This window comes from Ramlibacter sp., from assembly GCF_035655895.1.
In the GTDB taxonomy this organism is placed as follows: Bacteria; Pseudomonadota; Gammaproteobacteria; order Burkholderiales; family Burkholderiaceae_C; genus Ramlibacter.
The window spans coordinates 81,054-106,857 of record NZ_DASRTN010000009.1 but is presented as its reverse complement, the minus strand read 5'-3'; the positions used below and the strand labels follow the sequence as shown (position 1 = coordinate 106,857).

Sequence of the window (25,804 nt, the reverse complement as noted above, 5' to 3'; positions counted from 1 at the left end):
GTCTCGAAGCACCAGACCGCTCATCAGCCACCCACCGTCGACGCCGAGGTCGACTGGCGCCCGTCACTGCGGGCCGACCAGGTAGTCCGACTTGCCCAGCTCCACGCCGTTGTGCCGCAGGATGGCATACGCGGTGGTGACATGGAAGAACAGGTTCGGCAGGACCCAGTGCTTGAGGTAAGCCTCGCCCTTCATGGTCCTGGTGGTCTCGCGCCCGACCGGGAACGTGATCTCCTTGTCCTCGGTGCCGTCGAGCTGCGCGGGCGGCACCGTGTCCAGCCAGGCCAGCGTCTTGGCGATGCGCGCCTTCAGCTCCTCGAACGTGGTCTCGTTGTCCTCGAAGCGCGGAGCCTGCACGCCCGACAGCCGTGCGACGCCGTTCTTCGCCGCGTCGCACGCGATCTGGATCTGGCGGGTCAGCGGCAGCATGTCGGGCGCCAGCCGGTCGGCCGCCAGCACCTGCGGGTCGAACTTGCGAACCTGCGCATGGGCCACGCCCTTGTCCAGGATGTGGCTCAGGTTGCTCAGCATGGTCCGGAAGATCGGCAGGCTGGCGGACGACATCGAAATCGGCATCAAAAGTCTCCTCGGGGGTCGTGACACGAAACCGCCGATGGTAGTGCCGCCCGCACCTGCTGTCGTTCCGCAGCGCTCGATGCGCCGTGAACCGGTGCAGGCGCCCCGGACGGCGCTTGCCTCAGGGCACAATCCCCGCATGAACATCGTGATCCTCGACGATTACCAGGACGCCGTTCGCAAGCTGAAGTGCGCGGCCAAGCTCGAGGCGTATCCCGCCAAGGTGTACACCAACACGGTCAAGGGGATCGGGCAGCTGTCGGTGCGCCTGCGCGACGCCGACGTCATCGTCCTGATCCGAGAGAGGACGCACATCAACCGGCAGCTGATCGAGAAACTGCCGCGCCTGAAGCTCATCTCGCAGACCGGCCGGGCCGGCTCGCACATCGACGTCGACGCCTGCACGGAGCGCGGCATCGTCGTGACCGAAGGTGTCGGGTCGCCAGTCGCGCCGGCCGAGCTCACCTGGGCGCTGATCATGGCGTCGATGCGCCGCCTGCCCCAGTACATCCAGACGCTCAAGCACGGCGGCTGGCAACAGTCGGGCATGAAATCCGCGTCCATGCCCGCCAACTTCGGGCTGGGCATGGTGCTCAAGGGCAAGACCCTGGGCATCTGGGGCTACGGCAAGATCGGCCAGATCATCGCCGGCTACGGCCGGGCCTTCGGGATGCGGGTGCTGGTGTGGGGACGGGAAGGTTCTCGCTCCCGCGCACAGGCCGACGGCCACCTCGCCGCCGAAAGCCGCGAGCAGGTCTTCGCCGAGAGCGACGTGCTGAGCCTGCATCTGCGCCTCAACGACGAGACCACCGGCATCGTCCGGCTCGAGGACTTCGGCCGCATGAAGCCGACCGCCCTGTTCGTCAACACCTCCCGCGCCGAGCTGATCGAGCCCGAGGCTCTGCTGACCGCCTTGAACCGGGGCCGGCCCGGCATGGCGGCGGTGGATGTGTTCGAGAGCGAACCCATCCTGCAGGGCCACGCGTTGCTGCGCCTCGAGAACTGCATCTGCACGCCGCACATCGGGTACGTGGAGCAGGAGAGCTACGAGCTCTACTTCGGCTCGGCGTTCGACAACGTGGTGAACTTCATCGAGGGTCACCCGACCAACGTGGTGAACCCGGCGGCGCTGCAAGTGCGCCGCTGACCCACGCACGGGGGAGCGCCGGGCGCCGCCGCGGCGCGCCGCGTGCTCACTCTCCCGTTTTCTTGGGCTTGAACGCGCTCAGGTCGACGTCGGGCAGGTCGAAGTCCAGCAGATGGCTGTCGGCCGGTGCGGCGGGCGGACGGCCGCTGTCCATCGACGCTTCGTTGGCCGGCGGCAGGTCGTCCAGGTTCAGGTCGAGCCCGATCTCCGGATAGATGCTCGCCGGCCGCGTCTCGGCGGCCGCGGCCGACAGCGGATGGATCGAGGTGTGGGCGAAGTCCGCGCGGGGGCCACCCAGTGAATCGCGAAATGCCGAGGCGCCGAAGCCAGACCGCGAGTCCGGGGCTGCGCCGTCGGCGAAGGCGGCCTTCTCGGTCGCCCCGAAGACCTCGGTGCCGATGTGATGGAGCAGCAGGAGTTCGCGGTAGGCCTGCAGGCTGAACGCCGGCGCGCCGTCCTGCGCGGGCTCCCGGAAGATCGATTCCTCGATCACTTCCAGCACGCGCCGCGAAGGCCACAGCGCGACGATCCGGGCCATGGCGTTCTCGTACGCCTCGAGACCGAGACTCTCGTCGCGGTACGCGTCGAACTCGGGCACCTGGGCATTGAAGGCCCTCTGGAATCCGGCGCGCACGTTCTCGAATTCGGCACGGCGGTCCAGCCTGTGGAAGATCTCCATCAGGTCCAGCCAGGCGACCGCGCTGGTGCCAGGATGCGCCGCGATGTGGGCCCGCAGCACGTCGATCGCGCGCTCGTACTCGCCCAGCGAGAAGAAGAAGTCGGCCTCTTGCTGGACGTCATGCAGTTCTTCCGCACGCAGCGACCGCAGGGTCGAGCCGTGGCTGGCCTGGAAGTCGGGCTGCTGGGACGGACGGAAGGCCTGGATCGGCGCCGGCTCGGTGAGCACCGGCGCCGCCGCTCTCTCCGGTGCGGGGGCCGGCACATCCAGGTCCAGGTCGAGAGCCGGCGCGCCCGGGCGTTCGCGCGGCGGCTGGGTGACAGGCGGGGTCTGCGTCGGCACCGCGGTCGCGGTGGCGAAGTCGCTGTCGGCTCCGGCGTCGGGTGCGCCCCACCACGGGCCGCTTCGGCGCGCCTGGGCGGCGCGGCGCCAGGCCCAGGCGGCCGCCGCGATGGCGGCAAGGGCCAGCAACGCCAGCAGGTACACCAGCGGATTGGCAAAGCGCTGCGTGCGGGCCTTCTGCAACTGGCTGCGCAGGTCGGCCAGCGCCGCGTCGTTGCGCTGGACGGACTGCCTCAGGGAACGCAGGTCGCTCTCGAGCGACTGGAGGCGCTGGGCGTCCCGCAGCAGGTCTTCCGGTTGCGCATTCAGCGCGCGCCACAGGGCGACCGCGGCGGCGCGCTGCTGCGGCGTGCCCTCGCCCGGCGTGGCCATTCCATCGCTCAGGCGCAAGGTGGGCTCGAGCGGCGCCGAAAGGTCCAGCGGCTCGAGCTTGAGCCGGGCCTGCGGCGCGGCTGCGCCCGGCTTGCGTGCGGCAGTGCGCCCGCCGCTCTGCGCGGGTGGGGTGGCCACTGGCCCGGGCGGCTCGCCCCGTGGTGCGTCGACCTGCGGCGAACGCTCGCCGGCGCGGCCGCGGCCGCTGCGATCCGGGCCGACGACACCGGATGAGGTCGCGCCGGCGCGTGGCTCCGGGCGTGCGGCTCCGGCCCCGGGGGGCGCCGTGCCGGTCGCCGGCACCCGTGCCAGGCTGCGCGGCGGCTCGGCTGCCGGATCCGGGTGCTCGGCCAGCAGCACCAGCCGCCGGGTCGTCCGGCTGCCGCAGCCCAGGTGCAGGTACACCGTGACCACCGGCTCGTTCAGGACGATGCTGGACCGCACGCGAACGACGGCGCCGGAACTCGCCGGCGCGATGTCGGCGGAGAGGCGCCCGCGGTCGATGCGGGTGTCGCCATAGAACACGTCGGCTTCGGCGCATTCCGGCAGGCTTTCACTGGCCAGATCGAACTGCACCGGCACCGTGATGTCCAGCGAGCGACCGATCAGGGCCACACCCTGGGCACGGCCGACGGACATCGCCCAGCCCCCGCCGGCGACGGCGCAGGCGGCAATGGCGACCGCCAGGCGTCGGGGGCGAAGGACGAGCTTCATGGATCGTGAATTCTCCCACAGGCGAGCTGACGCGAAGCCCCGAAAAGGGTGCCGGATAATCCCCAAATGCAAACTCGCTACACCACCGTCGGCGTCGTGGGCGCCGGGGCCATGGGACGCGGCATCGCCCAGATCGCCGCCCAGGCAGGCAGCCGTGTGCGGCTGTTCGACACGCAACCGCAGGCGATCCAGCGCGCGTTGCAGGACATCGGCGGCCAATGGGATCGGCTTCAGGACAAAGGCCGCATGGATGCCGCCGCAGTCGCCGCGTGCAAGGAGCGCCTGTCCGGCGCCAGTGCGCTGGGCGAGCTCGCCGACTGCGATCTGGTGGTCGAGGCGGTGATCGAGCGCCTGGACGTCAAGCAGGACGTGTTCGGCCAGCTCGAGGCCGTCGTCGCGCCGACTGCCGTCCTGGCCACCAACACCTCCTCGCTGTCGGTCACGGCGATTGCGGCCACGCTGAAGCATCCTGGGCGCTTCGCGGGCTACCACTTCTTCAACCCGGTGCCGCTCATGAAGGTGGTCGAGGTGGTCGCCGGCCTCAAGACCGATCCCGCGGTGTGCGAAGGCCTGGCGGCGTACGCGCGCCAGATGGGCCACACGCCTGTCCAGGCGCAGGACACGCCCGGCTTCATCGTCAACCACGCGGGCCGCGGCTACGGCACCGAAGCGCTGCGCATCGTCGGTGAAGGCGTGGCCGATTTCGCCACCATCGACCGCATCCTGCGCGATCAGGCCGGCTTCAAGCTCGGACCCTTCGAGCTGATGGACCTCACGGCGCTGGACGTCTCGCACCCGGTGATGGAGTCGATCTACCGGCAGTACTACGACGAGCCGCGTTACCGGCCGAGCGTCATCACGGCGCAGCGGCTGGCCGGCGGCATGGTCGGCCGCAAGTCGGGCGAAGGCTTCTACCGCTACGCCGATGGCAAGGCACAGGTGCCGGGCGAGGCTGCTGCGCCGGTGGTCGAGGAGATTCCGCCGGTCTGGGTGTCGACCCGGGCGGCCCGCCGCCAGGAGCTCTACCAGCTGCTCAAGGACCTGGGCGCCCGCATCGAGACGGGCCAGTCGCCCTCCTCCAGCGCGCTCACGCTGGTCGCGCCGCTCGGCTTCGACGTCACGACGGTCGCGGTCGTCGAGCGCCTCGACCCTGCCCGCACCGTCGGCATCGACATGCTGATCGACGACGCCGCCACCAAGCGGCGCGTGCTGGCCACCAATCCGGCCACCCGGGCCGACATGCGGGATGCCGCGCACGCGCTCTTCGCGCGCGACGGCAAGGCGGTCAGCGTGGTCCGCGACTCCGCCGGTTTCGTCACGCAGCGCGTGGTGGCCACCATCGTGAACATCGCCTCCGACATCTGCCAGCAGCGCATCTGCAGCCCGCAGGACCTGGAGACCGCGGTGACGCTCGGCCTCGGATATCCCATGGGGCCGCTGGCCATGGGCAACCGCTGGGGCCCGGCCAACGTGCTCGAAGTGCTGTTCAACATGCAGACCGTCTACGGCGACCCGCGCTACCGTCCCAGCCCGTGGCTGCGCCGCCGGGGGGCGATCGGGCTGTCGCTGCTGCAAGAGGAATCCTGACCGCCATGCCCGCCGAACTGAAAAGCGTCACGCAGGCCGGCACCATGGTGCTGACCATCAGCAACCCCGAGATGCGCAACGCGCTCGGCCCGGAGATGTATGCGGCCGGAGTCGAGGCGCTGAACGTCGCGGAGCGGGCCGCGGAGGTCCGCAGCGTCGTCATCACCGGCGAGGGACGATTGTTCTGCGCCGGCGGGAACCTCCAGCGGCTGCAGGCCAATCGCGAGCAGGCACCGGAGGTGCAGGCCCGCAGCATCGAGGGCCTGCACGACTGGATCGAGACGATCCGCAGTTTCCCCAAGCCCGTCATCGCGGCCGTCGAAGGCCCGGCGGCCGGCGCCGGCTTCTCGCTCGCACTGGCCTGTGACCTGATCGTGGCGGCGTCCACATCGGTGTTCGTGATGGCGTACAGCAACGTGGCGCTGTCGCCCGACGGCGGCGCGACCTGGTCGCTCGGCCGGGCTTTGCCCCGGCAGTTGGCCGCCGAACTTCTGCTTGGCGGCGAGCGCATCGGCCCCGACCGGCTGCATGCGCTTGGCGTCGTCAACCGCGTGGTCCCGGAAGGCACGGCCCTGGCCGAGGCGCTCGCACTGGCCGCTCAGCTGAACGACAAGGCGCCCAACGTGCTGGCCAGCATCAAGGACCTGCTCAACGAGGCCGGGGCTGCCAGCCTGCACGAACAACTCGGGGCAGAGCGCGACCACTTCGTGCGCAACCTGCACCATCCCAACGCCGGCATCGGCATCGCCGCCTTCCTCGCCAAGGACAAGCCGCGGTACAGCTGAGCGCGCCGCGCGCCATGCCCTGCCGCGCGGGTGACAACCCTGAGCGGCGCGCCCCGTCCCGCGCGCGACAATCCGCGCGCGCACCAGTCACTGACAGGACAGCTCATGGACGAGCCCATTCTTACCATCGAGGAACGCGAGGCCATCAACGGTGGTCGCTGGTTCTCCTCGCTCTCACCATCGCTGCGGCACGACATTCTTCGATGCGCTTTCGTCAGACGCTACCGGGACGGCGACCTGATCGCCGCGCGCGGCGACCCGCCCGAGGACTGGATCGCGTGCGCCAAGGGCGCCGTGCGGGTGAGCTCGACCTCGGTGTCCGGCAAGCAGATCACGCTGACCTACGTCGAGCCGGGCATCTGGTTCGGCGACGTCGCCATCTTCGACGGCGACCGGCGCACGCACGACGCCTATGCGCATGGCGACACCACCATCCTGTGCGTGGCCAAGGCGGATTTCCGCAAGATCCTGGCCAGCCACGTCGAGCTGTACGAGGCGATGCTGCGGCTGCATGCACGCCGCATCCGCCAGCTGTTCGGACTGGTGGAGGATCTCAACACGCTTCCGCTGCGCTCGCGGCTGGCCAAGCAGCTGACGCACCTGGTGCGCAGCTACGGCGTTCCTTCGCTGGCCGACGGCCGCGAGATGCGCATCGGCCTGCACCTCGCGCAGGAAGAACTTGCACAGCTGCTGGGCGCATCGCGCCAGCGCGTCAACCAGGAACTCAAGGCGATGGAACGCGAGGAAGTGATCCGCATCGAGCCCGGCGGGCTGGTGGTGCGCAACCGGGACGCGCTTCTGCGCATCGTGGAGGCTGAGAGCTGATGGCCGATTTCGACCACTTCGTCGGCACCCGTCCGGTCTCGGACAAGCATGCGTTCGACGTCGCGGCGCTCACCGCCTGGCTCGAAGCGAACCTGCCCGGCTTCCGCGGGCCGCTCACCGTCGAGATGTTCAAGGGCGGGCAGTCCAACCCGACCTACAAGCTCACCACCCCCGGCGCCAGCTACGTCATGCGCGCCAAGCCCGGGCCGGTGGCCAAGCTGCTGCCCTCGGCACACGCGGTCGAGCGCGAGTTCGCGGTGATGAGCGGCCTGGCCGGCACCGACGTGCCGGTGCCGCGCATGCACTGCCTGTGCGAGGACGAGTCCATCATCGGCCGTGCCTTCTACGTCATGGAGTTCATGCAGGGCCGGGTGCTGTGGGACCAGGCCCTGCCCGGCATGACCCCCGCCCAGCGCGGCGAGATCTACGACGAGATGAACCGCGTGATCTCCGCCTTGCACACCGTCGACGTCGCCGCCCGCGGCCTGGGCGCGTACGGCAAGCCGGGCAACTACTTCGAGCGGCAGATCGGCCGCTGGAGCAAGCAGTACAAGGCTTCGGCGGATGGCGCAGGCCCCATGAGCCAGCCGATCCCGGCCATGGAAAAGCTGGTCGAGTGGCTGCCGGCGAACATTCCCGCCGCGGCCCGCGACGAAGCCCGGGTCTCGATCGTCCATGGCGACTTCCGGCTCGACAACCTGATGTTCCATCCGACCGAGCCGCGCGTGATCGCGGTCCTCGACTGGGAACTGTCGACGCTGGGCCACCCGCTGGCCGACTTCAGCTACCACTGCATGGCCTGGCACATCCCGCACGGCTCGTTCCGCGGCATCGGCGGTCTCGACCACGCAGGCCTGGGCATCCCGGCCGAGGACGACTACATCCGCCGCTACTGCGACCGCACCGGACTCGCCACGGTAGCCGACCTCAAGGCCGACTGGAACTTCTACATGGCCTACAACATGTTCCGCATCGCCGCCATCCTGCAGGGCATCGCCAAGCGGGTGGAGGCCGGCACCGCCTCCAGCGCGCAGGCGGCCGCGTCGGGCGCGAGCGCACGACCGATGGCCGAGCTGGCCTGGCAATTCGCCGAACGCGCCTGATCCCGGGCACGCCCCACCGTTTCACCGAAAGGCATCCATGGACTTCGAGTACTCCCCCAAGACACGCGAACTGCAGGCCCGGCTCCTGAAGTTCATGGACGACCACATCTACCCGAACGAGAAGGCCTACAAGCAGGAGCTCGAGGCCAACACTGCGGCCGGCAAGCGCTGGACGCCCCTCAAGCTCATCGAGGAACTCAAGCCGAAGGCCCGCGCGGCCGGGCTGTGGAACCTGTTCCTGCCGGTCGACAGCGCGGCGGCCTCGGGCTACGAGGGCGCCGGCCTGACCAACCAGGAATACGCGCCACTGGCCGAGATCATGGGACGCGTGCCCTGGTCCAGCGAGGTCTTCAACTGCTCGGCGCCCGACACCGGCAACATGGAGACCATCGCCCGCTACGGCTCCGAGGAGAACCGGGCACGCTGGCTCAAGCCGCTGCTGGAAGGCCAGATCCGCTCGGCCTTCGCCATGACCGAGCCCGAGGTCGCCTCCTCCGACGCCACCAACATCTCGACCCGCATCGAGCGCCAGGGCGACGAATACGTCATCAACGGGCACAAGTGGTGGATCTCCGGCGCCGGCGATCCGCGCTGCGCCGTGTTCATCACGATGGGCAAGACCGACCCGGAGGCTCCCCGCCACTCGCAGCAGAGCATGGTCCTGGTGCCGGCCGACGCCAAGGGCATCCGCATCGTGCGTCCGCTGAACGTCTTCGGCTACGACGACGCGCCGCACGGCCACGTCGAGATGTATTTCGAGAACGTGCGCGTGCCCGCCTCCAACATCCTGCTGGGCGAGGGACGCGGCTTCGAGATCGCGCAGGGCCGTCTCGGGCCGGGCCGCATTCACCACTGCATGCGCCTCATTGGACTGGCCGAGCGGGCGCTCGAACTGATGTGCCGGCGTTCCCTCGACCGGGTCGCCTTCGGCAAGACCGTGGCCCAGCAGACCGTCACGCAGGAACGCATCGCCGAAGCCCGCTGCAAGATCGACATGGCGCGCCTGCTCACGCTCAAGGCCGCCTGGCTGATGGACATGGCGGGCAACAAGGTGGCACGCACCGAGATCGCGATGATCAAGGTGGTGGCGCCCAGCATGGCCTGCCAGGTGATCGACTGGGCGATGCAGGCGCACGGCGGCGGTGGCGTCAGCGACGACTTCCCGCTCGCTTCGGCGTACGCGGGCGCCCGCACGCTGCGCTTCGCGGACGGCCCGGACGAAGTGCACCGCAACGCGATCGCCAAGTGGGAACTGGGCAAGTACGGCAGCTACGGGCGCGATGCCCAGGCGGCGGTGACCCGCGGCGCATGACACGCGCCGGATGAGCCGCACACGGTGAGCGCGGCGCCGGACGCTAGCGGCTGCCGGCGGCCGCGAAGCACTCCAGCGCGCTCTCGGCGGCCGCCGTGAAGATGCCGGTGGCGTGGCGCAGCCCCGCCAGGCCGCCCGGCCCCTGCTGCATGCGCAGGTAGACCTTGCCGCCGCGCAGGGCCAGCACGAACGGAACCGCCGGAGCGAGGCCTGGCGCAGGCCAGCCGAGCATCCTCTGCACGAGGTCGTCGTGCAGCCACGCCGGCGCATGCTGCGGCTTGGAGGCGAGCACCGCCCAGTGTGCCCACAGCGAACGCGGCGCGCTCTCCCAGGCCACGTCCTCGTACATGGCCAGCCACCGCATCTCCTCGGTCATGCCGCCGCCCACCGCCGTCTGCAGCGAATCGGTGCACACCGAGTACGCCTCGTTCTCGAGCGCGTCCTTCAGCACGCGGTTCATCACCACGACCGACACCTCCGGGTCGACGCCCAGCTCCGCACGCGCGCGCAGCTCGTCGCCTTCGATGAACGGGCGGCTCGGTCGGCCGACCTCCAGCCGCCACGGTCGCCCGCCCACCGTGCCCTTGAGGGAGAACACGACCCCGGGCGCACGGCTGCCGAAGCTCAGGCCCTGGCTCGCCGCCCAGACCGACACGGGGCCGAGGGCGGGCGCTTCGGAGGCCGCGCCTTCGGCGTCGTGCAGGGAAGGCCGGGAATGGGCGTTGCGCGTGAACGCCTTGCGAAGCCGGTCGAACATCGAATCTCCGGTTGGCCTACAGTGGTCGGATTATCAATTGCAACAAGCGGAAACGGAGCGCGACAATGATCGAAGTGTTCAGCTGGCCGACCCCGAACGGCCACAAGGTCCACATCCTGCTGGAAGAGCTGGGTCTGCCGTACAGGGCCGTTCCCATCGACATCGGCGCGGGCGACCAGTTCCGGCCCGAGTTCCTGGCGATCAGCCCCAACAACAAGATCCCCGCGATCACCGACCCGGACGGTCCCGATGGCCAGCCCATCTCGCTGTTCGAATCCGGCGCGATCCTGCTGTACCTGGCTGGCAAGACGGGCCGCTTCCTGCCCCCCGGCTTGCGCGAGCGCTATGAAGTGCTGCAGTGGCTGATGTTCCAGATGGGCGGTGTGGGCCCGATGCTCGGACAGAACCACCACTTCCGGCAGTACGCGCCGGAGAAGCTGCCCTACGCCATCGACCGCTACACCAATGAAGCCCGGCGCCTGTACGGCGTGATCGACCGGCGCCTGGCCACCAGTGCCTGGCTCGGAGGCGCGGAGTACTCCATCGCGGACATCGCCACCTGGCCCTGGCTGCGCAACTGGAAGAACCAGGGCATGGAACTGTCGGAGCACCCGCACCTGGAGCGCTGGTTCCGCACGATCGAGGCCCGCCCGGCGGTACAGCGCGGCGTGCAGGTCCTGGCGGACCTGCGCAAGCCCATCCACGATGACAAGTCGCGCGAGATGCTCTTCGGCAAGACCCAGTACCAGCGGCGTTGACGATCGCGTCAGGCCCGGGCGCGTGCAAGGCCCGCGGCCCGCGGGTTTGCCCTTGGCAGCAGCCCGTCTGGCGCGCCTAGGATGGTTCAGGCTTCCGATGGTCGGGAGCCGCCAGATGGTGAGGAGACGGCGATGAAGACGAACCGACTGCTGGCAGCGCTGCTGCTGGCCGGCCTGGCCACGGGCGTGGCCGCACAGGCCGGCAGGGACAACCTGTCCAACCTGAAGCAGATGAAGGTCTCGAACGTGGACCTCAACATCCCGCCGGTCCCGCAGACCGGCCGCAATGCCGACGCGATCCGGGCGAACCTGAAGAACGTGAAGCTGCCGCCCGGCTTCAAGATCGACCTGTACGCGGTGGTGCCCGACGCCCGGCACATGGCGGTCGCGCCCAGCACCAACATGCTGTTCGTCGGCACGCGCAAGACCACCGTGTGGGCCGTGACCGACCGCAACGGCGACGGCGTGGCCGACGAAGTCAAGCCGTTCGCGCCCTCGCTGCAGTTCAAGGTGCCCAACGGCGTCTGCTGGACGCGCGACGGCTTCCTCGTGGTCGCCGAGCACAATCGCGTGCTCAACTTCCCGGCGGCCGAGTTCTTCTACGAAGGCCCCGACGTGGCGGTGATCGAACTGGTGCCGCAAGGCAAGCTGATCTCGCCGGAAGACGAGTCGTACAACCACGGCGCCCGCACCTGCCGCGTGGCCGATGACGGCACCCTCTACATCACGCTGGGCCAGCCGCACAACGTGCCTCCGGAGGAGAAGTTCGCCAGCTATGCCAGCCAGGGCATCGGCGGGATCGTGCGGATGAATGCGATGGACGGCAGCAAGCGCGAGGTGTTCGCGCTCGGGGTGCGCAACTCCGTGGGCATGGACATCAATCCGAAGGACAAGACCATCTGGTTCACCGACAACCAGACCGACGGCCTCGGGGACGAGGTCCCGCCCGGCGAGCTCAATCGCGCGACCAAGGCCGGCCTGCATTTCGGCTACCCGTACTGGAACGGCAAGTTCAAGGTCGCGGGCTCGGCGGCCGCGCCGGAGCTGAAGAACATGAAGGAGCCGGCCAACGCCGTGTTCCCGCAGGCGGAGTTTCCCGCCCACCAGGCGCAGCTGGGCATGGCGTTCTACACCGGCGGCATGTTCCCGCCCAGGTACCAGGGCGGCGCGTTCGTGGCCGCGCATGGCTCCTGGAACCGCACCAAGCCCACCGGCGCGCTGGTGAACTTCGTGCCGATCAAGGCCGACGGCACGGCAGGCCAGCCGGAGGTGTTCGCCGAGGGATGGCTCGACGGCACCGGCGTCTACAAGGGCCGGCCGGTGGATGTCGCGCCAATGAAAGACGGCTCGCTCCTGATCTCCGACGACTTCGCCGGCGCGATCTACCGCGTCACCTACGCACCCAACTGACCACAGGGCCGCGCCAGCGCACCATCCGCGCCGGCGCGGCCGCCAGGTCGCTGCAGTCGAACCATGCGCCACATCCTTTCCTTCTGCATCGCCCTCGCGGTGGCGGGCACCGGACACGCGGCCGACGCCGCTGCCGGCAGGAGCAAGGCCGCCATGTGCGCCACCTGCCACGGCGCCAACGGCGTGTCGGTCACGCCGGATGCCCCCAACCTGGCCGGCCAGCCGGCCCAGTACCTGACCGGCCAGCTGCGCAACTACCGCAGCGGCAAGCGGCCGCACGAGGTGATGGCGGTGGTCGCCAAGCCACTGACCGACGAGGACATCGAGAACCTCGCAGCGTGGTACTCGTCACTTCGGATCCAGGTCGAGACGCCCTGAGCCGTGCGGCCTGCGCTGGGGCCTCTCGACGACAGGACCCCACCGACAGCGCCGCCCACGAGGGGCGGCCGCCCGTGCTCGGAGCCGTGCGCGTCAGTGCCCTGCCGCGCTGCCCGATGCGCCGCCCCTGCCGGACGTCGCCGACCCGCCGGTTCTGGCCAGGTCCGTCAGCAAGGTGTCGAGCCGCTGCACGTCGACCGGCTTGGTGAGGTGGACGTCGAAGCCGGCCTGCGCTGCGCGGTCGCGATCGTCGTGGCTGCCCCAGCCCGTCAGCGCCACCAGCTTGCACGCGGCCAACCGCGGGTCAGGGCTGGTGCGCAGGCGGCGGGCCACGTCGTAGCCGTTCATCCCGGGCAGGCCGATGTCCAGCAGCACGCAATCCGGCGTGAACGCGTGGGTGACCTCCAGCGCCTGCTCGCCGCTGACAGCCACCCGCGCCTCGTGGCCCTGCGCTTCCAGCAGGATTGCCAGGGTGTCGGCCGCGTCCACGTTGTCGTCCACGACCAGGATGCGCAGGCCCTGCTCCGGCAGGCCGGGCGCCGGGTCCGCGGTTGCCGCCTGGACAGCGGCCGGATGCCCTGCCGCGAGCGGGAGCGTCAGCGTGAAGGTGCTTCCATGGCCCAGCCCCGGGCTGGTGGCGGCGATGCGCCCGCCGTGCATCTCGAGCAGCTGGCGCACCAGCGCCAGCCCGATGCCGAGACCACCCTGGGCGTTGGCACGGCTGCGGTCCTCCTGCACGAACATCTCGAAGACCGAAGGCAGGATGGCGGCCTCCATCCCGGCACCGTTGTCCTGCACGCGCAGTTCGGCCTGGCCATCGCGCCTGCACAGCTGCACCTCGATGCGTCCACCGGCCGGCGTGTACTTGATGGCATTGCTCAGCAAGTTGCCCACCACCTGCGCCAGCCGGGTCGCGTCGCCCTCGACCGGCAGTTCCTCGTCCGGAAGGACGAGCTGGAGTTCATGGCGCGCGATCTCCAGGGCGGGACGGCAGCTCTCCACCGCCGCATTGACCGCCGAGCGCAGGTCGAAGCGGTGCTTCTGCAGCTGGATCTTGCCCGTGCTGATCCGGGAGATGTCCATCAGGTCGTCGATCAGACGCACCATGTGCCCGAGCTGGCGCTCCATCATCTGCAAGGTGCGGGCCGACGTGTCCGGCGAGGGCGTGCGCTGCAGCAGGCCGATGCCGGTGCGGATCGGGGCCAGCGGATTGCGCAGCTCGTGGGCCAGCACCGCCAGGAATTCATCCTTGCGGCGGTCCTGCTCGCGCAGCCGTTCGTACAGCTGCGCGTTCTCGATGCTGACCGCAGCCACCGCGGCCAGCTGCTTGAGCACGGCTTCGTCGGAGGCAGTGAATTCCCCGTCCACCTTGTCCGACAGCTGCACCAGCCCGAGGTTGGTGCCGCTGTGCCCGACCAGCGGAACGGCCAGCCAGCCGTTCATCGGCGGGTGCTCCGCGGCGTGCGGGCCGAAGCCACGCCAGGCCGGGTGGGCCTCGAGCTCCGCCTGCGTCATGCGGGCCGCGGTGTTGGTGCGGCACACCTCCGCGTAGATGCCCGTGCCATCGGGGGCGCCCACGTAGTCGCGCCAACGGTCGTACTTGGGCGAGAGCGACACGGCGTTGATGGCCTGCGACCAGTCTCCGCCCACGGTGAGCGAGGTGACGGACTGGTGCGCGCCGATCAACTCGCGCGCCTCGTCGGTCAGCAGGCGCGCCAGGGCGTCGACCGACAAGGTGCGGTTCAGCTGCTGCGACACCGTGGCCACCCGCGCCATCAGGTCGGCGCGCCGCTGTTCGCGGCCGAGATCGCCGGCCAGGCGCTGCTCGTCCTGCTTGAAATCGGTGACGTCGCGCGTCGTGCCGGCCACGGCTTCCACCCGCCCCTGCGCGTCCAGCACGGGCACGAGGATGTAGTCGTACACGCGCGGGCCGAAGGCCCCCTCGAAGGGCACCTGGCCCCGGACGCTGCGGCCGGTGGCCTTGACCTCCTCGATCTCGCGGTCGTGCATCGCCGCGTGCCACTCCGGATAGCCGAGCTCCCGGCAGGTGCGCCCGATCGCCTCGTCCCAGGTGCGGCCCCACATCTGGAGCAGGACCTGGTTCGCGTAGACGAACCGGTGCTCCAGGTCGAACACGTACGCCAGGTCGGGCGTGTTCGACAGGATCGTCTCGTACAGGCGCTTGCGCTGCTCGGACTCCTCGCGCACGCGGTGCAGTTCGGCCGCCTTGTCCTGCGCGTCCAGCTGCTGGCCGATCAGGTCGGCGAACGCGCGGAACATCGCCACGGAGGGCTGGCCTGTCAGGCGCGCGGGCGCGGGATCGATGGCGCAGAGCGTCCCGAAGAACTCGCCGTCCCGCCGGTAGATCGGCACCGAGATGTAGCTGCGAAAGCCATACATCGCCGGCGTGTGGTGGGTGCGGAAATGCGGATCGGCGGCGACGTCGTCGATCACCACGGCTTCACCGCTCTGGCGGATCTCGTTGCAGATGGTGGTCTGCAACTGGAGCTCGCCGCCCACACCGAGACCGAAGGCGATCTCGTCGCGGACCGCACAGCAGATCCACTGCTGGTCGGTCACGCGGGCGACGGCGGCGAAGCCCATCCCGGTCGTGCGCGTGAGCACTTCGAGGATGAGCGGAACGGCATCGATCGACGCCACCGCCTCGATGTCCTGCTGAAGACTGCCCGTACCCATCTGTGTCCAGTGTATCGGCTGACAGGCTCAGCAATGGACAGGTCGAAGCGATCGACCCGGCTGCCGCGTGGACTTCATTCCCCATGCATGGTCGGCCCCTGCCGAGGGGCGGGGACCGCCGGAAGGGTCCTTCTCCTATCGCGCTCTCTGGGCACGACCTACAGCCGGTAGGTGCCTGTCCCGCTACCGTGGCGCCATCGCATCCACTGGAGACCCCATGTCCGACGACAAGACGAAATCGCAAGGCCAGGACCGCCAGCGCATCAACGTGCACGAGGACTACGAACTGCGCGACTGGAGCAGGAGCCTGGGCGTGACGCCCGAGCGCCTCAAGGAAGCCGTCCAGGCAGTGGGCGACCGTGCCGAGAAGGTGCGCGAGTACCTGCAGTCCGACAAGCCGCGCTGACCATGTTCCAGATCGGAGGGAGCGGTTCGCCGCCGCCGGCCGAGCGCAAGCGACCGCCCGCCGCCAGGAAGCCGCCCCTGGTGGCGGTGACGGTCAGGCTCGAGCCCAGGCAGCGGGAGAAGCTCGAGCTGCTCGGCGGCGACACGTGGCTGCGTGACCAGATCGACCGCGCGACCTTCGATGCCCCGGCGGGCGAATGAACCGGCCCAGCGAAAAGCCGGACCCGGGCCGGCACGAGCAGCCCTCGCCCAGCCGCCCCGGTCCGCGCGAGCAGCGCCAGCCGGCGCCGCCGTCGCGCACACCGCCCGAGGAGGTGCCCGGCCCCGCTCAGCCGGCGTGATGCGGGGCCTCTTCTGCCCCGAATCCTGACGGCGCCGTCAGGGTTCGCGCGCCGCGTCCCACGCCCGTCGAGAAGTCCTCGGCGCTGTTGTTTGTGCGCCTCCCGCCCGCGCGATCTACGGGATGTTCTCTAGGGTCCAACCCCTAGATCCTGGGTAGACTCACTGTCGAGCTGTGCCACCCCATCGATGCACGGCAAGACGAGGGAAAACCCATGAAGAGACTGCTAGCCGTCGCCGCCCTGGCGTTCGCAGGTGCCGCGTTGGCTGCCGGCGCCAAGGATGGTTCCGAGATCGTGATCGGCCAGGTGGCCCCCCTCACGGGCACCATCGCCGGCACCGGTGATGAATACGTGGCCGGCGGCGCTGCCTACTTTGCGCACGTGAACGCCAGCGGCGGCATCGGCGGACGCCGCATCCGCGTGGTCGTCAAGGACGACAGCTACAAGCCCGAACAGACCCTGGCCCTCACCCGGGAGCTGCTCGAGAAGGAGCAGCCGCTCGCCCTGTTCGGCTTCGTCGGCACCGGCAACGTCCTGGCGCTGAACAAGAACCGCGTCCTCGAGGACGCCGGCATCGCCCTGCTGGCACCGTACACCGGCGCGCTGGACCTGCGCGAGCCGATGAACCCGCACATCTTCCACGTGCGCGCCAGCTACTCGGACGAGACCGCTCGCATGGTCGAGCAGCTGTCCACGCTGGGCCTGCGCAAGTTCGCGGTGTTCTACCAGGACGACCCGTTCGGCAAGAGCGGACTGGCCGGCGCCGAGAGCGCCATGCGCAAGCTGGGCCAGAAGCTGGTGGCCAGCGGCGCCTACGACCGCACCAAGCCCGAGGAAGTCGACGCCGCGGTCGCCGCCATCGCACCGGCCGCCCCCGAGGCCGTCATCATGGTGTCGGTCAACCGCGCCTCGTCCGCGTTCATCAAGAAGCTGCGCGCCCAGGGCAGCAACGCCCGGATGTTCAGCATCTCGGTGGTGAACTTCAAGGAGCTGCTGAAGAACGCCGGCGAGGACGTGGTCCGTGGCGTCGGCATTTCGCAGGTGATGCCCTTCCCCTACGCGCCGCAGATCCCGGTGGTGCGCGAGTTCCAGCAGATGATGGCCAAGTACCAGCCCGGCAAGGTCGTCTCGTACGCAAGCATCGAGTCGTACATCGCGGCCAAGGTCCTGGTCGAGGCGATCCGCCGCGCCGGCCCGAACCCGACGCGCGCCGGCGTGATGACGCAGCTGGAGAAGATGAACGATTACGACACCGGCGGCTTCCCGATCAGCTTCTCGCGCGAGAACCGCGTCGGATCGAAGTTCGTCGAAGTGACCGTCATCGGCCAGAACGGCAAGCTGATGCGCTGACCGACACGGCAGGGGCCCCGCCCCTGCCCTCGCCGTCACCAAGCTCCGATCTTCGCGGCGCCCCCAGGGGCGCCGCGCCACTTTCGCGCTCAGGGCGAACGATGCAGCCGCGGCGCCGACAGCGCCTGGATGTTGTCGCGGATCGCCTGGTCCACATCCTTCCACCGCCCTGCCAGCTGCCGCGTGATGAGCAGCTTCTCCAGCGCCTTCAGCTCGGCGGCGCTCGGCGCCACCTTGATCTGCGCGATGGCGGCGGCCGGGTTCCCGGCGCGCAGCAGCGCTAGGATCTTGTCAGGCCAGGCACTGGATCGTGGCACGGCGGGTCCTCTGGTTGGATCGGACCGCCATTGTCCCTCCTCGGCTCGCCCGGCACGCATCACCTGAACACCAGGCCCGACAGGCGCCAGGCCAGCGCATTCCGGAACGACCGCCGGCGTGCCAGCAGCGACAGCGCCATGTTGCGGGCGCCGCTCAGCGCCGGTGGCGCGACCGCCAGCCCGGTGAGCCGTCCGGCCAGCGACACCACCTGGCGCGCGACAACCTGCCGCTGGCGTCCATAGCGGTCGAGCGCCTGGTCGTCGCCGGCCAGCGCCGCCGCAAGGGCCTCGGCCAGCGCGATCGCATCCTGGATGCCCACGTTCATCCCCTGTCCGCCCGCCGGGCTGTGGACATGCGCCGCATCGCCGGCCAGCACGACGCGGCCGGTGCGATACGTGTCCGCCACCCGGTGGTGGACGCGGAAGCGGGATCCCCAGAGCACCTCGGCCACGAGGGCCCGGCCCACCCCGGGGCCGCGCGCGTCCAGCAGCTGCTGCACATCGGCGCGACCGGGCGACGCGGGTGCGTCGTCGGTGGCGGCCACGATGCGGTGGATGCCGCCCGGCAGCGGTGCGACCACGACCATGCCCGCCGGCGAGAAGAACAGCACCACTTCGCGCGGTGGCACCTCGGCACCGGCCTCGAATCGGACGTCCGCGAGGACGAAGGACTGGGCCTGCGTGCCGCCGGAAAACCCGATTCCGGCCTGCTGCCGCACGGCGCTGTGCATTCCGTCGGCGCCCACGAGGAACCGGAACCGTGGCCGGCTCCCGTCATCCAGGATCGCCGTGACGCCCTCGGCGTCCTGGGTGAACGACTGCAGCGCCAGGGGCCGACGGACCTGCACCCCCGCCTCGCGCGTCCGCTGCAGCAGCACCGCTTCGGTCACCTCCTGCGACACCATGAGCGCGTACGGATACCGCGTGGGCAGCGTGGTGAAGTCGATCGGCACCAGGACCCGGTCGCGGTCGCGGACGGTGAAGCGCCCAGCCTGCAGGCCTGCGCCGACGAGGCGCTCCGTCACGCCCAGCGGCTCGAGCACTTCGAGCGTCCGGGCATGGACGACGGCCGCACGCGTCGTGTTCGCTCCCTCGGCCTGCCGATCGACGATCGCCGTGCGGATGCCGCGCACCGCCAGCGCCGCCGCGAGCGCCAGGCCGGTGGGACCCGCGCCCACGACGAGCACATCGGCATCGGGCGTGGATGGTTTCGTGTCGGACATGGCTGTGTTCCTCCCCGGTGCCAGCGGAAGGCCGGACCGGCCGGCCCTAGAATGTCAACGTCTGTTGATTTTGACCGGCATCGCAGAAAAGTCAACGCATGTTGAAAAAAGAGACGTCACGGGCACCCGAGCCTCCCGAGCCGCTGCGCAAGTCGCAGCGCACGCGCGCGGCCATCCTCGACGCGGCCCGCCGCCTGTTCGCCGAACGCGGCCCCGCCGGCACCACGGTGCGCGACATCGCGGCCGCCGCCGGCGCGGACCCCGCCCTGGTGGTGCGCTACTTCGGCAGCAAGGAGGCACTTTTCGTCGCCGCCACCCACTTCGAGCTCCATCTTCCGGACCTCGACGCAGGGGCGCCGGGCAGCGAAGGCGAGACGCTGGTGCGCCACTTCTTCGAGGTGTGGGAACACGGTCCGTCGGCACCCGCCATGACGATCCTGCTGCGCTCGGCCGTCGCCGACGCCGCCGCGGCCGAGACAATGCGGCAGGTCTTCGCGCAGCAGTTGATGCCGGCCGTGCGCCGCAGCTGCCCCGGACCGGACGCCTCCCGGCGCGCCGGCCTGATCGCCAGCCAGATGCTGGGCGTGGCGCTGTGCCGCTACATCCTCAAGATCCCCGCCATGGCGACCGCGTCGCCGGACGACCTGGTGCCGCTGCTGGCGCCGGTCCTCCAGCGGTACCTCACCCAGCCTGTCTGACGGTGCGTCAGGCCAGCGCGGCGCGCAGCGACTTGGTCAGCAGCGACGCCGTGAAGGGCTTGGGCAGCACCGGGTCCTGGAAGGACGCCACCCGCTCCAGCTGGTCGGAGTAGCCCGTCATGTACATCGTTCTGATCCGGGGCCAGCGTTCGCGCACCTTCTCGGACAGCTCCACCCCCCCCATCCCGTTGGGCATCACCAGGTCGGTCAGCAGCAGGTCGGGCGCCGGGGCCTGCTCTTTCTCGAGGTACTGGATGGCGGCGCCGCCTTCCGGGCAGTGCACGACGGAGCAGCCCAGGTCCTCCAGCATGCGGGCGACCGCCTGCGCGACATCGGCGTTGTCCTCGACCAGCAGCACGCGCTTGTCGAAGTTCGGGGCTCCCGCCGCGGCGGCCTCCTGGGCGGCTCCGGCAGGCGCGACCGGCAAGGCCAGCGTCACGACGGTGCCCACGCCCCGCGTGCTCTCGATCCGGGCCTCCCCGCCCGCCCGCGCACACAGCGAATGCACCTGGGCCAGGCCCAGGCCCGTGCCCTTGCCGATGGCCTTGGTGGTGAAGAAGGGATCGAACGCCCGTCGCAGAACACCGGGGTCCATCCCCTCGCCGTCATCGGCGGCCCGGACCAGCACCCGGGTCGTCGACGCCGCCGGATCGGCCGACGCGGCCAGGGTGAAGCTGCCGCCCTCGGGCATCGCATCCCGGGCGTTGACGGCCAGGTTCAGCACGGCCAGCTCCAGCTCGGCCTGGTCGACCAGCACCGCCGGCGTGCCGGGATCCACCGTGATCGCCAGGGCGATCCCGCTGCCCAGCACCGGCTTGAGCAGGTCCGCCAGCCGGGGCAGCTGGTCCTGCAGGACGATGCTCTCGGGCTTGAGCGGCTGGCGGCGCGTGAAGGCGAGCAGTTGCCGCGTCAGCTTGGTGGCGGACTCGAGCGCGCGGCCGATCGCATTGAGCGAGCGCTCGTCCTTGGCGGCTGCTCCACGCCGCAGCAGGTGCAGGTTGCCTGCGATCACCATCAGCGCGTTGTTGAAGTCGTGGGCCACGCCGCCGGTCAGCCGCCCGAGCGCCTCGAGCTTCTGCGACTGCAGGAGCGCCTCCTCGGCCTGCCGCCGGGCGGTCACTTCCTGCTGCAGCTGGGCCGTCACCTCGGCGGACCGGCGGGTGCTGCGCACCGTGCAGTACGCGAAGTACGACAGCAGCAGGATGGGCAGCACCGCGAACGCGGCCGTGCGGGCCATCTCGCGGACCCAGGCCGCCCGGACCGTCGCGACATCCTTGGCCACCGCGACCCAGACCGGGTAGCCGGCCAGGGGCCGGAAGGTGACCAGCCGCTGCGTGCCATCCAGCGCCGGCAGCACGGTCGCCGTGGCGCCGCGCGGGGAGCTCGCCTGCAGCTGCCGCACCGTGCCCTCGCTGACGCGGTCCGGCATCGCCGGCAGGACGGGCCAGCGTGAATAGAGTGCGCCGTCCTCCCGCAGCAGCGCGACCGCCAGGCCAGGCTCCGTCTGCGCCAGCTCGCCGTGGAAGTTCGAGAAGTAGCTCGAGAAGATGGCGACCGTGACCACGCCGAGGAACCGGCCGGCCCGGTCGTAGCGGCCACGGCTGATGTTGAAGAACCGCTCGCCTTCCTGGGTCATGACGCCGCTGGCGAACACCCCGCCGCGCGACGCCTGGTGCCACTGGAAGTACGGCCGCCCGGACACGTTGAAGCCAGCCGGCCCGCGCGCCGCCCGGCTGCCGACCAGGGCGCGGCCATCGGGACCGAACACCCAGATGGACTGGATCTGCGGGCGGCTCTTGGTGAGGGCCTGCAGTTCGGCGTGCAGGGCGTCGGCGTTGCCTTCGACCTGTTCGGGGCTGGCGCCGTCGGTCAACCGCAGCACCAGCTGCAGCAGGCTCTCGTTGGTGTCGAACACCCGCTGCGCATGTTCCTGGGCGACGCTGGCGTTGCGCTGCAGGCCGGTGTGCGCATCCTCGTCCAGATCGAGGTAGCGCCACACCGCAAATGCAACGAACGCCCCCACGGTCATGACCACACAGGCGAGCAGGAACAGCCGGAGGGTGGAGAGACTGGCAGTGGGGAGCCCGGGTTTGCGGCTGCGCAGCCAGCGGAAGAGTCGATGCTCGGCGTTGGAGGGCATGGGGGTGCGCTCCTTCTCGCGCGGTTCACGGCTCGACCGGGATCATAGCCAAGGTCGCCCACCGCTGGCTGGCGGCGACCGGCGCGGCGCCGGTGTGCACGGCCGCTTCCACCGAGACGTCTTGATGAGCTGGCCGGGACGGGCGTGCGGCGCCTGTCCGGCCAGCGCGATCGCCCGCGGCCGTTGCGGATCGCCAGTCTCCGCGCAGGTGCAGATGCACGTGCACCTGAAGGTTCAGGTTCCGGAGCAGCGCTTGGACGTGCGCTCAGACCATCTTGGCACTGTCCAGGACGACATCGCACGCGCCGGCAGGCTCTGCAGACATCTCATAGCCGAACGGAGCCAGCGCGACCACCAGCTTCGAGAGCTGCTCCTGATTGGGCACGGTGAGCTGGGTCACGACGACGCCGTCGCGCACCATGCAGACGGTCCATCCCGGGCCGAAGCGCGGCGGGCCCTCGAGAACTCCTGCAACGACGGCGCGGATCTCTTCCGGCAGGTGGTCCAGGTTCGATTCCATGTGCAGACGATATCGGACTGCCGGCGAAGCCGTGCTGCTGACTTGTCGCTCTTTCACGCCGGACAGTTTCGACACGGCTGTTCCTCGCACGGGTCTCCTGCTGGACCCGGCGGACGCCGCAGGCCAGTGACGGGGAACGCCCCGAGCCAGGACGCGACCGCAAGGTGCTTCCCCGGCCGGGTGCCGTCGATTCAGGAGGCCACCCCTGCACGCCCGTCGCGCAGCTCGCCCCTGGCCTGCCGCAGCACCGAGGCCCCGCCCCAGATCGCCAACACGGCCATGAGGCCGGCCACGGCCAGGTCCGGCCACGCGGACCGGGTGCCGAACACGCCCAGCGCTGCCAGCATCACCGCGACGTTCCCGATCGCGTCGTTGCGCGAGCAGATCCAGGCCGAGCGCTGGTTCGCGTCCCCGCCGCGGTGCCGGTAGAGCAGAAGGGCGACGCCGATGTTCGCGGCCAGCGCCAGCAAGCCCACCAGCCCCATCGTGATCGGCTCGGGCGTCCCGCCGGTCGCAGCCGTCCACGCCGCGCGGCCGAGCACGACAGCGCCGAACGCCACCATGCAGGCGGCCTTGACCAAGGCGGCCTTGGCACGGACCGACAGGGCCATGCCCAGGACGGCGAGCGACAGCGCGTAGTTCGCCGCGTCGCCGAGGAAGTCGATGGAGTCGGCCATCAGCGACACAGACCCGGAGCTGACGGCCGCGGCCAGCTCGGCGACGAACATCCCCCCGTTGACTGCCAGGGCGATCCACAGGGCCGTGCGCAAGCGTGGATCGGCGGCAGGTTGGGCAGGGGCGCAGCAATGGGCGGACATCGGTTTCTCCTTGGGAATGGCGATTGGAAACCCCGTCGCGGGGGCGGGGTCAAGCACGGCAGTGGCGCTTGTGCGGCCGCCGCCGTGCAGGGGCCCTGTCACATCACTTCTTCGTGCCGTGCCCGCGCCCGGCCAGGAAGGCGTCGAAGGCGGCGATTTCCTTCTTCTGCGCGGCAATGATCTCGCGCGCCATCGCCTTCATCGTCGCGTCCTTCCCATGGCGCAGCTGGTGCTGCGCCATGTCGATGGCACCCTGGTGGTGGACCTTCATCATCATGGCGAAGTCGACGTCCACGTCTCCCGTGGACGGCATGGCGGCCATCGCCTCGTCGTTCTTCTTCATCATGGCGTGCATGTCCATGGCGCCATGGTGGCTGGGCTGCTCGCCATGGGCGCCGTGGCCGGCGTCGTGGCCTTGTGCAAGGGCGGAGCCCGTCAGGGTGATGGCGACGGCGATGGCCGTCCAGCGTGCGCTGAGGGATTTCAAGGTGATCTCCTGGATCGTTCGTCCGACTGTGTACCAGGCACTGTGCACCTTCCCACCGGGGGAAAGTCAACAGGCCTGGCCCTTCGCCGCGCGCTTGCAGGCGCGCCATGGGACCTGTCAACATTGACAGGGGGGCCGGCGCGGGGGCCCCGCACCGGCCGATGTGGGCGGCCAGAATGTTGATGTGACTTCCCTGCCCTCGCCCGTCCTTTCTGCGCGTGACTGGCGGCGAGGGCGCGACGCCGGCAGGCGCTTCCCGATCGAGCCGATCGCCGTTGCGAGGCCACCACGCGTGGCGGAGGTCACGTGCGGGACGAGCGTCGAGAGATCGTCGTCGACGCCCGAGCGTGCTCCGTGGCAGCTGCACTGAAGCAGGGCTCCTGCCGCCCCCGGCGGCGCGCCATGTCCGGTGAGCGGCCATGCGGCGCGGGTCGCCGGGAGCGATACGCTGCACTGGCGCCGTTGCAGCGTCGCCATGCAGAAGCGGGCGGACGCCCGCGTCGTTCCGTCCGGTGAGGTCCTCCAGCGCTCTGCGCCCGACGTGTCGATTCCTCTGGCGGGTGTGTCGACTCGCCGGTCTCTCCGCTTCGGCCGTCATCGCCCTTGGCGTCTTCTACCTGGTCTTTTCCCTGCCTGCCTGGGTGGAAGGATCCGACCAGCACCTGCTCGGCTGGAGCTGGGTGACGACGCCGCTCGGCTACCTCGCCGGCGGTGCGGTGTTCCTGTGGATCGAGGTTCCGGTCACCGCCCTCCTCTACCTAATCTGCGGCGGCGCCTTCGAGGACTGAGGTGTCCGGCTCTTGCCATCGCCGCGGTGGGCCGTTCAGCACGGCGGCCAGGATGCGAGAGCTTCGACCGGACCGTCACGTTCCCATGGCGCGGTCCATCACCGCTGCAAGTGGCTTGCACGGCGCTCGGCTGCCGGCGGTGACGTGCGTGGAAGCCGCACGCAAAAGCTTGTGGCCTCTGCCGTCGAGCTGAAGTCAACAGTGCCCCCGTGCGCCACAGCGATCTCCCTGGTGATGTAGAGCCCCAGGCCCAACCCTGACGAGCCACGTCCTCTGTCTGCCTGCGAGGCCGGTCTCTGGCGCAAGGGAGAGAACAGGTTGTCCCGCATGTCGGCAGGGATCGGCGCGCCTTCATTGCTGACCCTGACGCGGACAGCTTCCACGTCGGCATCGACCGCGACGATCACGGGCTTGCCGGCAGCACCATGTTGAACGGCGTTCGCCATCAGATTGGCCAGCATCTGTGCAGTCCGGGCCGCGTCCCAGCAGCCGGTGAGGTCTCCATCGCACGTCAGTTCGATCGTGGCGTCTGGATGCAGGGCCGTGACCTCGGCCACGATGTTCCTCGTGATCGAGCCGAAGTCTGCTGGCGCGGGCATGATGGGCAGGGCCACGCCGAAGGCGGTCTGCGTGAAGTCCAGGATGTCTTCCACCATCGCGCGCATGCGCTCGGCGGCTGTCTGGATGCGAACCACGGCCTTTGTCTGGGCCGGGGGAAGCGAGTCCGCGCCGAGCAGGTAGTGCGTGCTCATGTGAACGACGCCCAGCGGCGTGCGCAGGTCGTGGCCCAGCACGCCCAGCAGCAGGTTGCGGGAATCGTCCACCTTCTGCGAGTAGAGCGACGTGGATGCCGAGAGCGCCTGGTCCACGCTCTCGCCGAAGCGCGTGAGATCGTCGAGGTCCGCCGCGCGCGGCTCCTTGAGTTGCTTGCACCAGCTTTGGATGACCGAAGCACGCAGTGCTCGAAACTCCGAGACGAGGTGGTCGAACGAAAAGCCTTGTTCGAAGCGCTGCGCAGCGTGTTCTCGAGCGATGCGCGTGACCTCTGGCGCATCACCGGGTCTGTTTCCCCGTGATTTGTCGTGCGACGCCTGCACCCCTTGGGTGCGACCCACATCATCGGCGATGGCAAGCAACAGGACCTTCGCGTGGTCGGCAAGTTCCTCGCGGGTGAAACCGTGCGCCGAGGGTAGCCTCGTCTGCGCGAACTGCACCCATTCGTCGACGATGAGTTCGACCTGCTGCTTGATGAACTCACCGATGCGCATCCGTGCT

25 protein-coding genes are annotated in these 25,804 nt (G+C 69.9%); 14 read left to right on the top strand and 11 right to left on the bottom strand.

Features of this window, described 5'->3' with window-relative positions; all coding sequences use genetic code 11:
• Nucleotides 1-63: 63 nt before the first annotated feature.
• Entirely contained in the window at nt 64-576 is a 513-nt protein-coding gene (locus tag VFE82_RS12205; RefSeq protein WP_325000589.1) for a DUF1993 domain-containing protein, read from the bottom strand.
• A gap of 139 nt (nt 577-715) precedes the next feature.
• Between VFE82_RS12205 and VFE82_RS12200 the strand changes: the two genes are divergently transcribed.
• Entirely contained in the window at nt 716-1,723 is a 1,008-nt protein-coding gene (locus VFE82_RS12200) for a D-2-hydroxyacid dehydrogenase family protein (RefSeq protein WP_325000588.1), read from the top strand.
• A 46-nt stretch (nt 1,724-1,769) separates the two neighbouring features.
• On the opposite strand, the gene VFE82_RS12195 is transcribed toward VFE82_RS12200, so the two are convergent.
• Nucleotides 1,770-3,830: a hypothetical protein gene (locus VFE82_RS12195; protein WP_325000587.1), complete on the bottom strand. Its 2,061-nt coding sequence runs from the start codon at nt 3,828-3,830 to the stop codon at nt 1,770-1,772.
• Nucleotides 3,831-3,896: 66 nt separating this feature from the next.
• Here VFE82_RS12195 and VFE82_RS12190 point away from each other — a divergent pair, with 66 nt between their 5' ends.
• The 5 genes from VFE82_RS12190 to VFE82_RS12170 all read left to right on the top strand — a co-directional run bounded on the left by VFE82_RS12190 (nt 3,897) and on the right by VFE82_RS12170 (nt 9,442).
• Nucleotides 3,897-5,417: a 3-hydroxyacyl-CoA dehydrogenase gene (locus VFE82_RS12190; protein WP_325000586.1), complete on the top strand. Its 1,521-nt coding sequence runs from the start codon at nt 3,897-3,899 to the stop codon at nt 5,415-5,417.
• A gap of 5 nt (nt 5,418-5,422) precedes the next feature.
• The gene (locus tag VFE82_RS12185) at nt 5,423-6,202 is read left to right on the top strand and encodes an oxepin-CoA hydrolase, alternative type (RefSeq protein WP_325000585.1); all 780 of its coding nucleotides are present in this window, start codon (nt 5,423-5,425) and stop codon (nt 6,200-6,202) included.
• Between the two features lie 105 nt (nt 6,203-6,307).
• Complete coding sequence (locus tag VFE82_RS12180) at nt 6,308-7,027, top strand: Crp/Fnr family transcriptional regulator (protein WP_325000584.1); 720 nt, start codon at nt 6,308-6,310, stop codon at nt 7,025-7,027.
• Nucleotides 7,027-8,130: a phosphotransferase gene (locus tag VFE82_RS12175; RefSeq protein ID WP_325000583.1), complete on the top strand. Its 1,104-nt coding sequence runs from the start codon at nt 7,027-7,029 to the stop codon at nt 8,128-8,130. The genes VFE82_RS12180 and VFE82_RS12175 overlap by 1 nt, the downstream gene beginning before the upstream one ends.
• A gap of 37 nt (nt 8,131-8,167) precedes the next feature.
• Nucleotides 8,168-9,442 (top strand): acyl-CoA dehydrogenase family protein, encoded by a 1,275-nt coding sequence (locus tag VFE82_RS12170; protein WP_325000582.1) that lies wholly within the window; start codon nt 8,168-8,170, stop codon nt 9,440-9,442.
• A gap of 43 nt (nt 9,443-9,485) precedes the next feature.
• Here VFE82_RS12170 and VFE82_RS12165 read toward each other — a convergent pair whose 3' ends face one another.
• Nucleotides 9,486-10,199: a hypothetical protein gene (locus VFE82_RS12165; protein ID WP_325000581.1), complete on the bottom strand. Its 714-nt coding sequence runs from the start codon at nt 10,197-10,199 to the stop codon at nt 9,486-9,488.
• 65 nt (nt 10,200-10,264) lie between these two features.
• Here VFE82_RS12165 and VFE82_RS12160 point away from each other — a divergent pair, with 65 nt between their 5' ends.
• From VFE82_RS12160 to VFE82_RS12150, 3 genes are all read left to right on the top strand, one after another.
• Nucleotides 10,265-10,957, top strand: a complete 693-nt coding sequence (locus VFE82_RS12160; protein ID WP_325000580.1) for a glutathione S-transferase N-terminal domain-containing protein — start codon at nt 10,265-10,267, stop codon at nt 10,955-10,957.
• Nucleotides 10,958-11,089: 132 nt separating this feature from the next.
• Complete coding sequence (locus VFE82_RS12155) at nt 11,090-12,367, top strand: PQQ-dependent sugar dehydrogenase (protein ID WP_325000579.1); 1,278 nt, start codon at nt 11,090-11,092, stop codon at nt 12,365-12,367.
• A gap of 63 nt (nt 12,368-12,430) precedes the next feature.
• Nucleotides 12,431-12,745 (top strand): cytochrome c, encoded by a 315-nt coding sequence (locus VFE82_RS12150; protein WP_325000578.1) that lies wholly within the window; start codon nt 12,431-12,433, stop codon nt 12,743-12,745.
• A gap of 93 nt (nt 12,746-12,838) precedes the next feature.
• Here VFE82_RS12150 and VFE82_RS12145 read toward each other — a convergent pair whose 3' ends face one another.
• Nucleotides 12,839-15,442: an ATP-binding protein gene (locus VFE82_RS12145; RefSeq protein WP_325000577.1), complete on the bottom strand. Its 2,604-nt coding sequence runs from the start codon at nt 15,440-15,442 to the stop codon at nt 12,839-12,841.
• 217 nt (nt 15,443-15,659) lie between these two features.
• Here VFE82_RS12145 and VFE82_RS12140 point away from each other — a divergent pair, with 217 nt between their 5' ends.
• From VFE82_RS12140 to VFE82_RS12130, 3 genes are all read left to right on the top strand, one after another.
• Nucleotides 15,660-15,848: a DUF3606 domain-containing protein gene (locus VFE82_RS12140; RefSeq protein ID WP_325000576.1), complete on the top strand. Its 189-nt coding sequence runs from the start codon at nt 15,660-15,662 to the stop codon at nt 15,846-15,848.
• A 2-nt stretch (nt 15,849-15,850) separates the two neighbouring features.
• A complete protein-coding gene (locus tag VFE82_RS12135; protein ID WP_325000575.1) occupies nt 15,851-16,048 on the top strand; it encodes a hypothetical protein in 198 nt (65 codons plus the stop codon).
• A 353-nt stretch (nt 16,049-16,401) separates the two neighbouring features.
• The gene (locus VFE82_RS12130) at nt 16,402-17,538 is read left to right on the top strand and encodes an ABC transporter substrate-binding protein (RefSeq protein WP_325000574.1); all 1,137 of its coding nucleotides are present in this window, start codon (nt 16,402-16,404) and stop codon (nt 17,536-17,538) included.
• Nucleotides 17,539-17,627: 89 nt separating this feature from the next.
• Here VFE82_RS12130 and VFE82_RS12125 read toward each other — a convergent pair whose 3' ends face one another.
• The gene (locus VFE82_RS12125; RefSeq protein ID WP_325000573.1) at nt 17,628-17,855 is read right to left on the bottom strand and encodes a hypothetical protein; all 228 of its coding nucleotides are present in this window, start codon (nt 17,853-17,855) and stop codon (nt 17,628-17,630) included.
• A gap of 59 nt (nt 17,856-17,914) precedes the next feature.
• Nucleotides 17,915-19,078 carry an FAD-dependent oxidoreductase gene (locus tag VFE82_RS12120; RefSeq protein ID WP_325000572.1) on the bottom strand — a complete coding sequence of 388 codons (1,164 nt, stop codon included), beginning with the start codon at nt 19,076-19,078 and terminating at the stop codon, nt 17,915-17,917.
• Nucleotides 19,079-19,176: 98 nt separating this feature from the next.
• Between VFE82_RS12120 and VFE82_RS12115 the strand changes: the two genes are divergently transcribed.
• Entirely contained in the window at nt 19,177-19,776 is a 600-nt protein-coding gene (locus VFE82_RS12115) for a TetR/AcrR family transcriptional regulator (protein ID WP_325000571.1), read from the top strand.
• 7 nt (nt 19,777-19,783) lie between these two features.
• Here VFE82_RS12115 and VFE82_RS12110 read toward each other — a convergent pair whose 3' ends face one another.
• The 4 genes from VFE82_RS12110 to VFE82_RS12095 form a co-directional block, all read right to left on the bottom strand.
• Nucleotides 19,784-21,916: an ATP-binding protein gene (locus VFE82_RS12110; protein WP_325000570.1), complete on the bottom strand. Its 2,133-nt coding sequence runs from the start codon at nt 21,914-21,916 to the stop codon at nt 19,784-19,786.
• A gap of 265 nt (nt 21,917-22,181) precedes the next feature.
• Nucleotides 22,182-22,511 carry a hypothetical protein gene (locus VFE82_RS12105; RefSeq protein WP_325000569.1) on the bottom strand — a complete coding sequence of 110 codons (330 nt, stop codon included), beginning with the start codon at nt 22,509-22,511 and terminating at the stop codon, nt 22,182-22,184.
• Nucleotides 22,512-22,627: 116 nt separating this feature from the next.
• Nucleotides 22,628-23,254: a cation transporter gene (locus tag VFE82_RS12100; RefSeq protein ID WP_325000568.1), complete on the bottom strand. Its 627-nt coding sequence runs from the start codon at nt 23,252-23,254 to the stop codon at nt 22,628-22,630.
• A 103-nt stretch (nt 23,255-23,357) separates the two neighbouring features.
• On the bottom strand, nt 23,358-23,741 hold the full coding sequence (locus VFE82_RS12095; protein WP_325000567.1) for a DUF305 domain-containing protein: 384 nt from the start codon (nt 23,739-23,741) through the stop codon (nt 23,358-23,360).
• 560 nt (nt 23,742-24,301) lie between these two features.
• Here VFE82_RS12095 and VFE82_RS12090 point away from each other — a divergent pair.
• Entirely contained in the window at nt 24,302-24,529 is a 228-nt protein-coding gene (locus VFE82_RS12090; RefSeq protein ID WP_325000566.1) for a hypothetical protein, read from the top strand.
• 98 nt (nt 24,530-24,627) lie between these two features.
• On the opposite strand, the gene VFE82_RS12085 is transcribed toward VFE82_RS12090, so the two are convergent.
• Nucleotides 24,628-25,797 (bottom strand): sensor histidine kinase, encoded by a 1,170-nt coding sequence (locus VFE82_RS12085; RefSeq protein WP_325000565.1) that lies wholly within the window; start codon nt 25,795-25,797, stop codon nt 24,628-24,630.
• Nucleotides 25,798-25,804: the final 7 nt, after the last annotated feature.